Source organism: Lacinutrix iliipiscaria, assembly GCF_042686125.1.
In the GTDB taxonomy this organism is placed as follows: Bacteria; Bacteroidota; Bacteroidia; order Flavobacteriales; family Flavobacteriaceae; genus Oceanihabitans; species Oceanihabitans iliipiscarium.
Window position 1 is genome coordinate 89,095 of record NZ_JBHUOV010000015.1, and the last position, 14,389, is coordinate 103,483.

The window sequence follows — 14,389 nt, forward strand, 5'->3', positions numbered from 1 at the left end:
TAAAATATGTAAATGAAATTAGACAATTTATATTCATTAAGGCGAGATTTTGTAGTAATAGGTTTAACAGGCCGTACGGGGTCAGGTTGTACCAAGGTAGCAAATCACTTAACTTATAGCTACACTAAATTCAAAAAGCAAGATGGGTTAAGACCTCTTTCCGATTTCGACCCAAGAGATCTTTTTTATAGGAAGTATAAGATTTTAAATGAATTTATGGAGTTCAAAGGAAATTGGATTCCTTTTGAAAAAATAATGTATAAAAACGTAATTGTTTTTTATCTATTTAACAAAGAGGGAGGTAACCTAAAGTTTTTAAGAAAGATTTTAGAGAAATATTTTGTAGAAAAATTAGGTGAAGATAATTCGGATATTGTATCAAATGTATTTAAAGATATTGTCAATCTTCATTTGGAATACAAGGAATTAATAGATGACATAAAAAGTTTAGGTGAGGTAAAAGATATTAAATCTAAAGATGATTTGTCTAAACTAAATGAGATTTTCTTTAAATCAGACTTTAAGCATTTTTGTCATAAATTATTTATGGCTTTAGAAAAATATGGATTTTTCAGACGTACACTTTTCTTACATTATTTAGCATGTAATATTAGGCAAACAGGCCATCCTCTTAAAGAGAAAGGGGAAGGAATTAAGCATGTTTATACAATTGCGGAGGTTATAAATAGGCTAATTAAGGCACGAAAGGCTAATAATAATGGTATGCCAACAAGAATAGTAATAGACTCTTTAAGAAACTCATTAGAGATAATGTTTTTTAAAGAAAGATATTCAGCATTTTACATGCTCGCTACTAAAGATGTAATAGGAAATTCAAAAAGAAGAATACAAAAAAGACTTGAACATATTATAGATGACGAGATAGAGAGGGAAAAGGTAGCAAATAAGCTGTTGGAGCTTGATGAAGTTGAATATAAAACAGGTGATTTTTCAAAAGGTTTATTTTCTTCCCCTGATGTTGAAAATTGTATTCAGAAAAGCGATTATCATATACTTAACTTAAAAAAAGAGGATATAAAGACGTTTTTTGATTTGCATTTAAATGAAAAATTCAAGGAACGTAATTTCATTACAAGAGAAGAGCAATTATTAAAGTTAATGGCTTTAATTGCTCAACCGGGTTTATTAACCCCGAGTTCACCAGAAAGGTGTATGCAAATAGCTCATACGGCAAAATTAAATTCAGGGTGTATTTCAAGAAATGTTGGCGCAGCTATTAGTGATGAAGATTTTTATATTAGGTCGGTAGGATGGAATGATGTTGCAAAAGGACATACACCATGTAATTTAAGGAACATTAATGATATAATTAATCCAAAATCTAAACAAGAATTAGAAGAATCAAATCATTACAGTCCGTTTGAGAAGGGGAATCACTCACAAAATGCCTCATTCAAATACAAAGGGGAGTATCCAGAGAATTTCCCAACTGCTTTGACAGATTATTTTAAAGATAGCTACAGCAAGAATAAAGATGATTTAAATGGTAAAAATTGTTCATTCTGCTTTAAGACTGTTCATAATCATTATGAAGGTGAAGCAAATCAGGTGCATACACGTTCTTTACACGCTGAAGAAAATGCAATGTTACAAATTACTAAACTTGGAGGACAAGGTATTAAGAATGGTATACTTTTTACAACAGCAAGCCCTTGTGAGTTATGTGCTAAAAAAGCCTATCAATTAGGTATTAGAACAATTTATTTTATTGACCCTTATCCAGGTATTTCAAGTGATCAGATTTTAAAAGGTGGAACAGAAACACCAACAATGATACCTTTTGCTGGAGCCATAGGTAACGTTTATCATAAATTATATGATTCTTTTATGGCTTATAAAGATGAGGTTTCTATGACACTTGACATTAAACAAAAAAATAAGTTTGGTATTCAATTTAAAAGTTTATTAAAAAGTTTAAAAAAATCAGATAAAGAAATCGAAGAGTTTCTTGAAAGTAAAAACCAATTCTCTGATGAGGATGTTATAGAATTGATTAAAAATGGACTTTTAAAAAGTGAGCAAAAAAAAGAATAATGAAATGTCAAGAATAAACGCACTTTCAAATTTCAGAAAAGATAACAATATTTTCTTTTTAGACTTGGAGTTACAAACCTTTCGCAATTATGCAAAGTTTGTCGAAGACCATTTTGATAGTTCCTTGACTAATCACGAAAAGGAATATACTAAAATAATGAAGAAAATTGAAGCTGAACCTAAAAAGTATGCGGATGAATATTTAAATCATTTACAGGATACTTTAGTTGATAAAGTAATCGAAATTGATAGGGATTTTGTACAAAGTTTTAGGGCTTCAATGATTACACAATTGTTTTCTTTTATAGAACGGACTATTCAAGACGTGTGTAATTCTTATTGTTTAATGCATAATAAAGAGTTTGGTTTGGATGATTTACGTGGTAATAGTGAATTTGAAAAAGCAAAGTTGTTTTTAACAAGAGCTGCTAAAGTTGATATTAAAGAATTAGAACCTCATTGGTCATATATAAATAATTTAAGGAGAGTGAGAAATTGTATTGTACACAATAACAGTACAGTCTTTGGTGATGAAATTAGAAAATATAATACTCTAAAATCCTTTTCTAAAGGAAGATATATTTTATTGGAGAAAGATAGGGATATTGTTTATTACAACTTGGTATTTGACAACAAGAATTTTATTAATGAAATCATTGAAAATATATTAGGTCTATTTGAAAAACTTGAAAAGTACGATGTCTATTTATAACCTATAATCACTCACTATATGTAAATACAAAAACACCTCATTATTTATGCAAGAACACTTAAAGACGAACATACTCAATTTTAAATGGCCAAGTAGTACACCTGTTATATATCTATCGTTAGAAGATATTGAAGGTAGCCATCCAATCCATAGATCAAAGTTTTCAAAGCAGGTAAAAGAGGCGTTTCCAGATACAGATTTATCAAGTTTAGAGCATATTTTCACCACATTTACCCAAGAAATACCCAATGCCCCAAGTATCAAAATAAATTTAATAAAGGATAAAGAACTACGCATATACAAACAATTCCTTAAACACCAATTAAAAACCTACTTTTTAGAAAAGGGTTACATCGTGGTCAAAAACTTTGTACGTGATGTACAGGTTTGGATGCCTTCAAAAAAAGGAAATACAGCAGACTATAATTTATACTATAAATTCTCATTCAAAATACTGTTTGCAACACTAACAGACTTACCAGAACTTGTGGTATCGTATGATGGTACGTCAAAAGTCCTCACAAAATCAGTTAATGATATTGAGGAAACAGAGTATATTAAGCGTTGTGTGTATGGTCAAAAAACCTTCAATTACCAAATGAACCTTGATACAGAGGACAAAGAAGAGTTTTACAACAGCATAGAATTTACTCAAGCCTTTCCAATATTCAATTTACAACTGGCAAGAGCTTTAAATATACCTATTGAAGAACCAGACAGACCAAAGAACAGATACCAAAAGTATGTAGCACTCATCACTACTTTTGCTAAAAACTACTTGTTTACAGAAGAATTTAAGACCTTGTTTCCTTTTAAGCAAGATGCCTTTATAGATGTTCCTGGCAATCGCATCAATCACATCAACCCTAACTTGGGCTTATTAGAGTTTGGTAAAGACCAATATGGTAATAAAAGAACCCATTTAGTGCCTAAAAAGGCTATGAACATTTTAAACCCTTACAGAAGACCAAACAATCAAAATATCAAGATATTTTTCATTTGCCATACCTCACATAAAGATTCAGTGTTGTCTTTCTATCAAAATCTAAAAGAAGGTGTAAATACTGAAAAGAACTATTACAAAGGATTGGAAGCTTATGTGAATATAAAGGCAACAGCTTCAAAAGAGCATTTTATCGAGTTCACCAATGAAAATGACCCAATACCCGAAATAGTTGAACAGCTTGAAAGTTTAACTTTTGACCACGAAAATGTAAAGTATGCAGCATTTTATATAAGTCCTTTCGATAAGTTTACACCAGATCCTGACAATAGGGAAATTTACATCCGGATTAAAGAACTGTTTTTAAATGAGGGCATTGTAACCCAAGTGGTCGATTATGAAAAGATGATTGTAAACATCCAAGACCAATACAATTTTCAGTTTTCATTGCAAAATATGGCATTAGCTATTCACGCTAAATTAGGTGGTGCACCTTGGAAGCTGGCAGTAACTGATAAAAAAGAATTGGTAATTGGAGTAGGAGCATTTACCAATCAAGGCGAAAACAGAAGATATATAGCAAGTGCATTTAGTTTTCAAAACAATGGTTTGTTTAGAAATTTTGAATATTTCAACCAAAACGAAACAGAATTATTAGCAGGTAGCATATTAAAGGCAATTAGAGATTTTACATCAGTAGCTCAAGCAGATAAAGTAGTCATTCATTTTTATAAAGAAATGAGTTACGAAGAACTACAACCAATTATTGATGGGATGAACAAACTAAAATTAGGAGTGCCTTTATATATTCTGAACATTAATAAAACCGAAGCAGAAGATATAATTGCTTACGATGTAAATTGGGGAAATAAATTAATGCCTGTAAGTGGTACATACATTCGTATAGGAATAAATAAATTTTTACTATTTAATAATGCACGTTACCCAAACGATATTTATTATGCAGATACTGATGGTTATCCATTTCCAATAAAGATAAAAATAAGCAGTCCAGATGAAGATGCTTTTGAAGATGTTGAGGTGATTGAAGAATTGTTAACCCAAGTATATCAGTTCAGCAGATTGTATTGGAAATCCTTACGCCAACAAAATGTACCAATTACCATAAAATATCCCGAAATGGTAGCCCAAATAGCACCTCGTTTTGAAAACGGTGTTCCAGAGGATGCAAAAGATACGTTGTGGTTTTTATAACAAAGTTCTTAACTACATTAAATATTTAGGAAGAGCAGGTAATAAGGTGTTCGTCAGTTGTTCCATTTTGTTCCATAAAGCATAATCACAAATGCGTTGCATTGGTGCTTACCATACATAGCACTACTGCGGTGACACATCCTCGTTAGCACTATGTATTTGCTTTACTTCACACACTACACAACTTCCTCACCCGCTGCTACTCTTGCACCCCAAACCCCAATAAGGTGTGCGCTCGTGGCACACAAAATATAAATTGGGGTACAACCGCTGCTTCATAATTTGGCTCGCCTGCTGTTCGCTGCGGGCTAATCAGGGTGTCACAGTTTTTGATGGCAGCCATTTTGCATATACAATAACCGCTTCAAGTAAATTGAAGTATCCGAATACTTTTAAAACCGCTTTAATAACTGATTAAATAATCTTTTAAATCCAAAAGCGGATTATTCTATATTGCAAGCGCACAGCAAGAGTAACGCATTCAGTCAGCTATTTCAGCCACCACTCAACCCATTTTTAAATTGGCAATTGCTCATTAGGTAAAATCAAAACCCTCAATTTCCTTAATCTACTTAAATCCTTATTAGCTTAATCACGGTAAGTACTCACAATTGCTAAAATTTAAAAACGGTAACCATCCTTCAATAGCTTCATTCAATTGTTACACTTGCTTTCCCACGCTACACCCAAGCTAAAGCCAACGGCTTCAAAAACCTGCGCCACCCTTGCGTTTTCAACGTAGGTGTGGTAGCACTATCGGGCTATTTTCCCACACCACCCTTGCTCAACTCGCTGGCGGCTCGCTATTATGGCTATCGCCATACGCTACGCGATTACCTGCTAAAAGTAAACTTATAAACATTTAGATGTTAAAAAGTTACATTTTAACCTGCTCATTTAATTGTTAATTTTGGATAAAATTAATACCGATGAACGTCACAATAAATATCAAAAACACAGAACCAAAAGTCAACATTGTAAAAGACCGCGAGGCCGAAGAAAAGCTAATTCAAGAAATAGCTTCAAAAGTTGTAAATGATTTATCCAATAATCCAGAGGTATCTGAAAAAGTCAAAAAAATTGGCAAAGAAAAATTAAGAGATATTGCAGTTGAAGCTTTAAGGGACTCAATAAAAAAGTCAGAAGAAAAACAAATTGTAGAAGCAAAAGAAATGAGTGCTGAAATCTCAAGTGCACTTATAGCTGGTATTGTAAAAACCACCATTGATTTTGCTAACGAACTTTAGTTGCTACAATGGTTGAAGGCTTAAAAGAATTATTTCTGCGTTTTAATTATACCGATGAAAAAGGATTCATCCTTAATGTTCCATCTTTAAATAATGGAGAACACTTAACATTGGGTTTTGATAACAAAAGAAAAGAGTTCAATATTCATTTTACCAACGATAACATAACTGTACCAGGTGCAAAACGAAGGGAGTTTATATTTGCAATGTCTGCTTTTCGTTTTTTCTTGTTTTTAAAACGTTTTGAAGTATTCTACAACCAAAGTATTGTCAACCTTATACTATCATCCAAAACCAATCTTGGTAAGCTAAAAAAGTATAAATTTATTGTTAACACCTTTGTTACATCAGACGAAGCAGAAGACAAGCTTATTCATAAGAGGAAAAATGGTAAGCATTGGAAATTTAGAGAAAATTTCGATTGGAATTTAATAGCAGATAATTTCAAATACCTTGAAGAATCAGATTTAAATTCAGATAAAGTTTTAATAGCATATAAGTATGATAAAGGTCATTTGTCACTTCAAGGCTTCATATATAAGTTTGAACATCTAAAAGGTGTTTATTTTATTCCGATTAGAAAATACAATCGTTTTGCAAGGTATATGGCAATTGCAATGTATAATTACCTAAACGCATATCCAACTGAAGAAACCTTACCTTTTAGGCAACTAATGTTTGAGCGACTTAAACACCCTTATCTGAACAAACAAGAAGAAAAAAGTTTGCAAAGTTAGCTGGCTTCCTTCATCCCACGCTCACCATACTATAAAGTTCAAGCCCTACGGGTTTTGAAAAAAATATTGCACCTGAGGTCAGGCACAAATTTCAAAACCCTTTCCATCAGCAATATTTTTTCCAAAAAACTTGACAGTATGTCAACGCCATCAAAGAAACGGCTTTCTTTTTTCTCTTTTTCTTTGTAAAAAAAATATTCATTTTTTTAGTTCTGATGCAAAAGGAAGCAATCTAAAGCAACAAAATCCATATCCAACGAATAGCATAAAAGTTGCCATATATTTCAACGGAAGGTACAACTTCGTGTCAAGTCCGTACCAAGTCCGAAGAAAAGTAAGTTTCATTTAAATTATTTATGTTATGGGTAAAATTGCTCAAGGAATTTTAGGAGGGCTTTCCGGTAAGGTTGGAAACATTATCGGTGGAAGCTGGAAAGGAATTGACTACATCAGAATTAAACCTTCAAGTGTAGCCAATCCAAGAACTGTAGGTCAGGTAAACCAAAGAAACAAGTTTACTGTGACTTTAGAATTTATTCAAGCTGTTAAACCATTTATCCAAAAAGGGTATAAGTTTTTAGCAGTGAAGAAAACAGCATTTAATGCTGCGATGTCTTATGTGTTAAATAATGCCATCACAGGAGTCGAACCAGACTTTGAGGTGGATTATGCAACCGCATTAGTAAGTAGGGGAGGTTTATCAGCTGCTTTGAACCCTTCTACAGATCTTGCAACAGCTGGAGAGGTAACTTTTAACTGGGATGATAACTCTGCTGAAGGTAACGCCAATGCTACCGATAAAGCAATGTTATTGGTTTACAATCCATCAAAGAAAGAATCTATTTCTTTAACAGATGGAGCAGACAGAACAGTAGGAACTCAAATTGTTGCAATACCAACAACCTACGCAGGAGATACTGTAGAGCTATTTATGGCATTTATAACTGCCGATGGTAGCCAAGTATCAAACAGTACTTATTTAGGCTCTGGGATAGCCAATTAATAGCTTGGTGCTTTTATTTGAAAACCGCTCAAATCGAGCGGTTTTTTTATGCTATATTCGTAAATGAATTTATTAATGATTGCTCTTGTTTTACTCTTTTTATGAGTTTTTTGTATCCTATTTGTTGCCCAAACACGATAAACCCTTTATTATAAAGAAAAGTTAAATATTGTATCGGGAAATAGAATTCAAAACAGTTGTATAAGTCTTAATTAAGTCGATTTTTCTATTGCTTTTTGAATTAGTTGCTAGGCATACTTTCATTTTTTATTTTTTAAATTTGCCTTTATAAATTAAACCTTTGATTAATCAAAAATCCATAGCAGTTTTACCATTTGTTAATATGAGCAGCGATATTAGCAACGAGTATTTCTGTGATGGTTTAACAGAGGAAATTATTAATGCATTAGCAAAAATCAAACAACTTTCAGTTACTTCCCGTACCTCATCATTTTATTTTAAAAACAAAACAGTAACTGCTGAAGAGATAAGAGAGAAACTGGAAGTCGCTACATTTATAGAAGGGAGTGTTAGGGCATCTAAAAAGAAATTGCGTATTACAGTACAAATGATTGATACGGTTGATGACTTTCATTTCTGGTCAGAAACTTTTGATAGAAATCCAGAAAATATTTTTGAGATACAAGATGAGATTAGTCTCTTCATTGCAGAAAAACTACGCGAACATATAGGCCACCTTGAAATAGAAGATAAACTAGTAGAACCTATTGATATTCCTGTAGCTATTTATAGAGAATATCTTAAGGGTCGGTATTTTTTAATGAAACTAGGTTATGATAATACATATAAGGCAATTGATATATTTGAAGGTATTATTAAAAAAGCACCAAATTTCCCAAATCCTTATTTAGATATTAATCAAGGCTATGTTTATATGGGAACCATGGGACTTTTACCTGCATTTGAAGCATACAAAAAAGCCCAACCTTATTTGCAAAAAGCCTTAGAACTCGATCCGAATTCATCAAGATCACAATTGAATTTAGCTTGGATTGAATGTTGGCAAAATTGGAATCTTAAGAAGGCCTACGAACACGCAAATAACGCTTTAGAGATACAACCAGCAGACGATATCTACTTAACCATTTCTAACTTTTTAACAGTGGAAGGGAAATTAGATGCAGCACGTAATTACCTTGATAAAGCTTTAGAGTTAGATCCTTACGCTGCCATTAACCATCATTATAAGGGGTTTTTATACTACTTGAAAGAAGAATACGAGACTGCAATACCTTATCTAAAAAAGGCATTGGAGCTAGACCCAATGTTACCTTTTCCTCCAATTTATATAGGAATTAGTTTGTTAATGTCAGGCAAACCAAATGAAGCTTTGACATATTTCGGTTCACTTAAAGGAATTTCTGTGAAAGACCTCACCAAATTAGGTGGTGAAACCATGTGTTATGCAAAGCTCAATGAAACGGAAAAGTGTAATGATGGATTAAAAGAATTAGAAACCTATTTAACAACAGCACTTGTGGATAAGGCATTTACGTTTTTGATATTAGTTAATGCCTTATTAGGTAATAATGAAAAGGTAGTTGATTTTGTAACACAAGCATATCATAACCGCTTGCCTTTAATTTTATTATTAAATCCGTCACCAATTCTTAAACCTGTAAAAAATCACAAAGGGTTTAAAGACATCATGCTAAAAGCCATTCCAGATAATGTCAACTATAAACAGAAAAAAAAGTATAAGCAGGCATTACTAGATGCTAACGAAATTAAAAAATATAGTAAAGAACTAGACCAAATTATGATAGATTATAAACTGTACTTAAACCCAGATCTATCCTTAAAAGATTTAGCATCTTACTTAGAGCTTCCAGTAAATTATGTATCTCAATTGTTAAACTTGGGCTTTCAAAAAAACTTTTCAGAGTATGTGAATTCTTACAGAGTAAAAGAGTTTAAAGAGCGTATTCTTTTAGAAGAAAACAAAGGCTTGACCATTATGGCTGTAGCCTATGATAGTGGCTTTAATTCTAAAACAGTCTTTAATACGTTTTTCAAAAAAATAGAAGGGATAACACCGAATACTTACCTTAAAAGTAATAGTTAGTTCTGATTTTTAAAGTAGAACTTTTCATATTTAAAGCTGTTATAATTTTGCTATAATATAATTAAGAACAGCACAATGGAAAAAATGAAAATTAAAAAAACTAAAAAAGGAGTAAAATTAGGAATAGGGATCATACTAGGTACTATTATAGGGTATTTCACCTCAAATATGCAATTATGGTTTGTACTAGGCATAGCAATTGGTGCGGCATTAGAATATGGTTCAAATAACAAGCAATCATCAAAATGAAATCATCTATTAAAATAGTAATTTTTGCATTTATCACGCTTTCAACGTTAAGCACTCATTCTCAAACCACCAATAAAGAGCTCTTTAACAGAGTTGACTCGTATTTGGAGTCAAGCGCAAACAATGGCTTTTCTGGTGTTGTGTTGGTTGCTAAAAAAGGTGAAGTTATTTTATCTAAAGGCTATGGCTGGGCAGACAGGGAAAATAAAATTCCCAACGCACCAGCAACTGTTTTTAATATTGGTTCTGTAACCAAACAATTTACAGCATCCGCTATTTTAAAATTGGTGGAACAAGGAAAAATTAACACATCCGATAAAATAAGTTCCTATTTTAATCAGACACCTAGTGATAAGAGTGATATAACCATTCATCAATTATTGACACATACCTCTGGAATTTCTAATAGAACAGGCGGTTTTAGATATCATGAAGCAAGTAAAGAACAGTTTTTAAACGAATTTTTTGAGTCAACATTGCATTCTAAACCTGGCACAACCTACCAATATGCCAATGCCAACTATATTATGCTCACGGCTATATTGGAGTTGGTTTCAGGACAAACTTATAATGCTTTTCTACAGGAAAACCTATTTGGTCCTGCCCAAATGACGAATACTGGATATAAACGCATCAATTTTAGTACGGAACGACTGGCGCATGGCTATTACTATAATCGAGATGATGAAAAATGGACAGATTGGGGAACAACCCAACAACACCTACCTTACAACACTAATCATTGGTATAGTATTGGTAAAGGCGACATACATTCTACCATAGAAGATTTATACAAATGGCACGTGGCCTTAAAAAACAATGCAGTATTAACGTCCAAAACAAGAGCAATCCAAGAAACGGCATATGTGGCTGAAAATGATAAAATGACATCATATTATGGATATGGTTGGGCCATATCTAAAAGTGATAGAGACACCAAAATTGTTGCTCATAATGGTAGTAATGGTTTGTACTTCGCAGACTTCGTTCGATTTATAGATGACGATGTTGTGGTCATATACATCACAAATGCGTTTTTAGGACCTGAATCAGAAAACGTTGCGAGAGAAATAGGTAAAATGATTTTTGATACAAATTATAACGCGAAACCAATTCCCAGAAATATTTATGAATTGATTCATGAATTTATGAGAATCAATCCATCATCAGATGCCGAAAAATTACCTGATTTTTTAAAGAAAGAACTTAAAAATGAATTTAACGACCATGCGGTTTTAAATAGGTTAGGGTACAGCAGATTAAAAAAAGAAGACCAGCCCGATTGGGCATTAGCATTGTTTAAACTCAATGTGAAATTATTTCCTCAAGATGGTAATTTATGGGATTCATTGGGTGAAGCTTACTTAAAATACAACCAAAAAGAAGAAGCCATAGAAAGTTACACAAAGGCGGTTAAATTGGGCAGTGAGAGTTCCAAAAAAACGTTGAACAAATTATTGAAAAAAAACTAATTCGCTTTCCAATGTATATGCAGATAATGGAAATATACTCCATAAGAATCACTAAAAAATCAAAACGGTATGACAGGACCTGATAAAAACATAAAATTCCCACTTGAGCATTACGACAAATTATGTTTCTTAAAAAACATAGTAAAGAACCCCAATATCATTATTGGAGATTACACCTACTATGATGATTTTGAAAATGTAGAGAACTTTGAGAAAAATGTAAAATACCATTTTGACTTTGTGGGTGACAAATTAATCATTGGAAAATTCTGTATGATTGCTTCTGATGTAAAGTTCATAATGAATGGCGCCAATCATTTGACGGATGCTATATCAACCTATCCTTTTGCGGTTTTTGATAATGGTTGGGAAGATGCCATGGAAGGAAAATCCTACCCTCAAAAGGGAGATATAAACATTGGTAATGACGTTTGGATAGGCTATAACGCAACAATTATGGCGGGAGTAACTATTGGAGACGGAGCAATTATAGCCACAAACGCAACGGTTGTAAAAGATGTTGAGCCGTATTCTATTGTTGGTGGCAATCCTGCTAAAGAAATTAAAAAGCGTTTTTCAAAAGAAGTTATTGCTAAACTTTTAGAACTTCAATGGTGGCATTGGGATATCGAAAAAATCACAAAGAACATCCAGAACTTAACGGATAACAAAATAGAGAAATTGATGGAATAATTGAATTTGTTCCAATTTCCAAACATGAACCTTTATCACACAAACAAGTTGCAACTTTGTTGTAAATCATTACAATTATGAAAGCAACATTTTATATAGTATAAGCCTGTAAAATTATTTTTTTCTGATGCTTTGTTAAGAAATTAAGCGAAGTCTTTCAATAAGTAGCGTCAAATACTTAAATTTGAGTATAGTAGAAAAAGCATCTTGAAATTGGAGCACTCACATCAACTTATTATTGATAATGTTAGCAGGTTTATTGATTTAACCGAGCTTGAAAAACAGAAGTATATTTCTTTGCTTACAGACATAAAAGTAAAAAAGAAAGGCTTTTTAATGCAGGCAGGCGACATTGCTACATACGAGTACTTTATAAAAAAAGGTTGCTTAAAAGTGTATACTTTGGATGAAGGTGGCGCGCCTCATATCTCTATGTTTGCTGTTGAAGATTATTGGACAGGAGACATGGCTAGTTTTATGACCAAAGAGCCCACACGTTATTTTATTAAAGCTACCGAAGATTCAGAATTATTAGGAATTTCTAGAGCTAATTATGATTTGCTTTTTCAAGAAATACCAAAATTTGAACGGTTTTATCGCATACTATATCAAAGGTCACTCATAAGCTACATAAGGCGTTCTAACCATGGCATATCCTTAACCGCCGAAGAACGATATATTGCCTTTAAAACGAAATATCCTAACATTATTAATAGAGTTACCCAAAAAGACTTAGCAGCATATATTGGCATTACACCAGAATTTATGAGTAAAATTATCTCTAAAGTCAATAGAATCTAAAAGTCTTAAACTAGTTCATTTTTTTTCATGTTTTCCTATCGGAATTTTGTAGCATGAAAAAAGTAATCATCATCACATCGTTTTTAACAATTGGGTTTGCAAACTATTTACAAGCACAATTTACACAAGTAGAACTGTTCGTCGGTTTTGATAAAACAGATTTTACTTTATACTCTAGTTACACTATTAATAAGAGTAAAACTCTAAGTGTTAATACGCTGGCGTTTTTTCAGAAATTTAGAGATGACGAAAACCAAGTCTTTGATGAGACAGGTGTGCAACCAACGTTATTCTGGAACATTAATAAAACTATTGCCATTGGGCCGTCTATATATTACAACAGTTTCTCTGGATATTCTGAACGATTGTCAGCAAAGTTCACATTACAACATTCACGAGTCGTATTTGTAATTATTCCTACGCTAGCGTATTCTGAACAAAAGGATGCTAGCTATGCCGAAGCATTTGCACAATTTCAATTCAATAAACCCATAAACAATAAAATCACTCTTTGGTTCAACGGACAGTTTTTAACCGTCTGGGATGAGTTTAAAATACATTCAAGAAGTTTTCAGCAATTCCGTGCAGGCGTATCACTCAATGGACATCAATTTGGTATTGGTTTGGACTTAGATCAATATGGATCTAATCCTATAGAAAAAACATCTTTCGGTGTGTATTACCGAAACACTTTATAAACACTTTAAATTTTAAATAATATGAAACATTTAGTACAAACACTTTTAATAACACGTCCAAATATTGGATTTAGCATTGCACGATTAACACTCGGCTTAGTCATATTTCCACATGGTGCACAAAAATTATTAGGTCTTTTTGGCGGTAATGGCTATACAGCAACCATGGAGTTTTTCACTTCACAAATGGGATTGCCAAGTATTGTAGCCTTCTCAATAATTATGATTGAATTCTTTGGCTCAATCTCACTAATTCTAGGGTTTGTGAGCAGGTTTTGGGCATTATCGCTTACAGGAATGTTTATAGGTATCATTTACACCACACAGCTAGAGCATGGCTTTTTCATGAACTGGTTTGGTAATCAGGCAGGTGAAGGCTTTGAATATTCACTTCTCATAATAGGTCTTGCCTTAAGCATATTAGTAAATGGAAGTGGGAAATGGTCAATAGATGGTCTAATCTTTAAAAAAGAATAAT

At 32.7% G+C, this 14,389-nt stretch carries 13 protein-coding genes; all 13 read left to right on the top strand.

Annotation, left to right across the window (positions count from 1 at the left end; genetic code table 11):
- The first annotated feature begins 12 nt into the window (after positions 1–12).
- The 13 genes from ACFS5M_RS13165 (at position 13) to ACFS5M_RS13225 (ending at position 14,388) form a co-directional block, all read left to right on the top strand.
- On the top strand, positions 13–2,055 hold the full coding sequence (locus ACFS5M_RS13165) for a hypothetical protein (RefSeq protein WP_120201189.1): 2,043 nt from the start codon (positions 13–15) through the stop codon (positions 2,053–2,055).
- Positions 2,056–2,059: 4 nt separating this feature from the next.
- Positions 2,060–2,767, top strand: a complete 708-nt coding sequence (locus tag ACFS5M_RS13170; protein WP_147376122.1) for a hypothetical protein — start codon at positions 2,060–2,062, stop codon at positions 2,765–2,767.
- Between the two features lie 46 nt (positions 2,768–2,813).
- A complete protein-coding gene (locus ACFS5M_RS13175) occupies positions 2,814–4,925 on the top strand; it encodes a Piwi domain-containing protein (protein WP_183489123.1) in 2,112 nt (703 codons plus the stop codon).
- A gap of 929 nt (positions 4,926–5,854) precedes the next feature.
- On the top strand, positions 5,855–6,172 hold the full coding sequence (locus tag ACFS5M_RS13180; protein ID WP_183489125.1) for a hypothetical protein: 318 nt from the start codon (positions 5,855–5,857) through the stop codon (positions 6,170–6,172).
- 8 nt (positions 6,173–6,180) lie between these two features.
- A complete protein-coding gene (locus ACFS5M_RS13185; RefSeq protein WP_183489127.1) occupies positions 6,181–6,909 on the top strand; it encodes a hypothetical protein in 729 nt (242 codons plus the stop codon).
- 361 nt (positions 6,910–7,270) lie between these two features.
- Positions 7,271–7,912: a DUF6266 family protein gene (locus ACFS5M_RS13190; RefSeq protein ID WP_103052474.1), complete on the top strand. Its 642-nt coding sequence runs from the start codon at positions 7,271–7,273 to the stop codon at positions 7,910–7,912.
- Between the two features lie 343 nt (positions 7,913–8,255).
- Complete coding sequence (locus ACFS5M_RS13195) at positions 8,256–9,998, top strand: helix-turn-helix domain-containing protein (protein ID WP_183489129.1); 1,743 nt, start codon at positions 8,256–8,258, stop codon at positions 9,996–9,998.
- Between the two features lie 75 nt (positions 9,999–10,073).
- Positions 10,074–10,247, top strand: a complete 174-nt coding sequence (locus tag ACFS5M_RS13200) for a hypothetical protein (RefSeq protein ID WP_183489131.1) — start codon at positions 10,074–10,076, stop codon at positions 10,245–10,247.
- Entirely contained in the window at positions 10,244–11,719 is a 1,476-nt protein-coding gene (locus ACFS5M_RS13205) for a serine hydrolase (protein WP_183489133.1), read from the top strand. The genes ACFS5M_RS13200 and ACFS5M_RS13205 overlap by 4 nt, the downstream gene beginning before the upstream one ends.
- A gap of 69 nt (positions 11,720–11,788) precedes the next feature.
- The gene (locus ACFS5M_RS13210; protein ID WP_183489135.1) at positions 11,789–12,412 is read left to right on the top strand and encodes a CatB-related O-acetyltransferase; all 624 of its coding nucleotides are present in this window, start codon (positions 11,789–11,791) and stop codon (positions 12,410–12,412) included.
- A 213-nt stretch (positions 12,413–12,625) separates the two neighbouring features.
- Positions 12,626–13,213: a Crp/Fnr family transcriptional regulator gene (locus tag ACFS5M_RS13215; RefSeq protein WP_379899073.1), complete on the top strand. Its 588-nt coding sequence runs from the start codon at positions 12,626–12,628 to the stop codon at positions 13,211–13,213.
- A gap of 53 nt (positions 13,214–13,266) precedes the next feature.
- A complete protein-coding gene (locus ACFS5M_RS13220) occupies positions 13,267–13,911 on the top strand; it encodes a hypothetical protein (RefSeq protein WP_183489141.1) in 645 nt (214 codons plus the stop codon).
- Positions 13,912–13,932: 21 nt separating this feature from the next.
- Positions 13,933–14,388 (top strand): DoxX family protein, encoded by a 456-nt coding sequence (locus ACFS5M_RS13225; protein ID WP_183489144.1) that lies wholly within the window; start codon positions 13,933–13,935, stop codon positions 14,386–14,388.
- Position 14,389 lies beyond the last annotated feature (1 nt).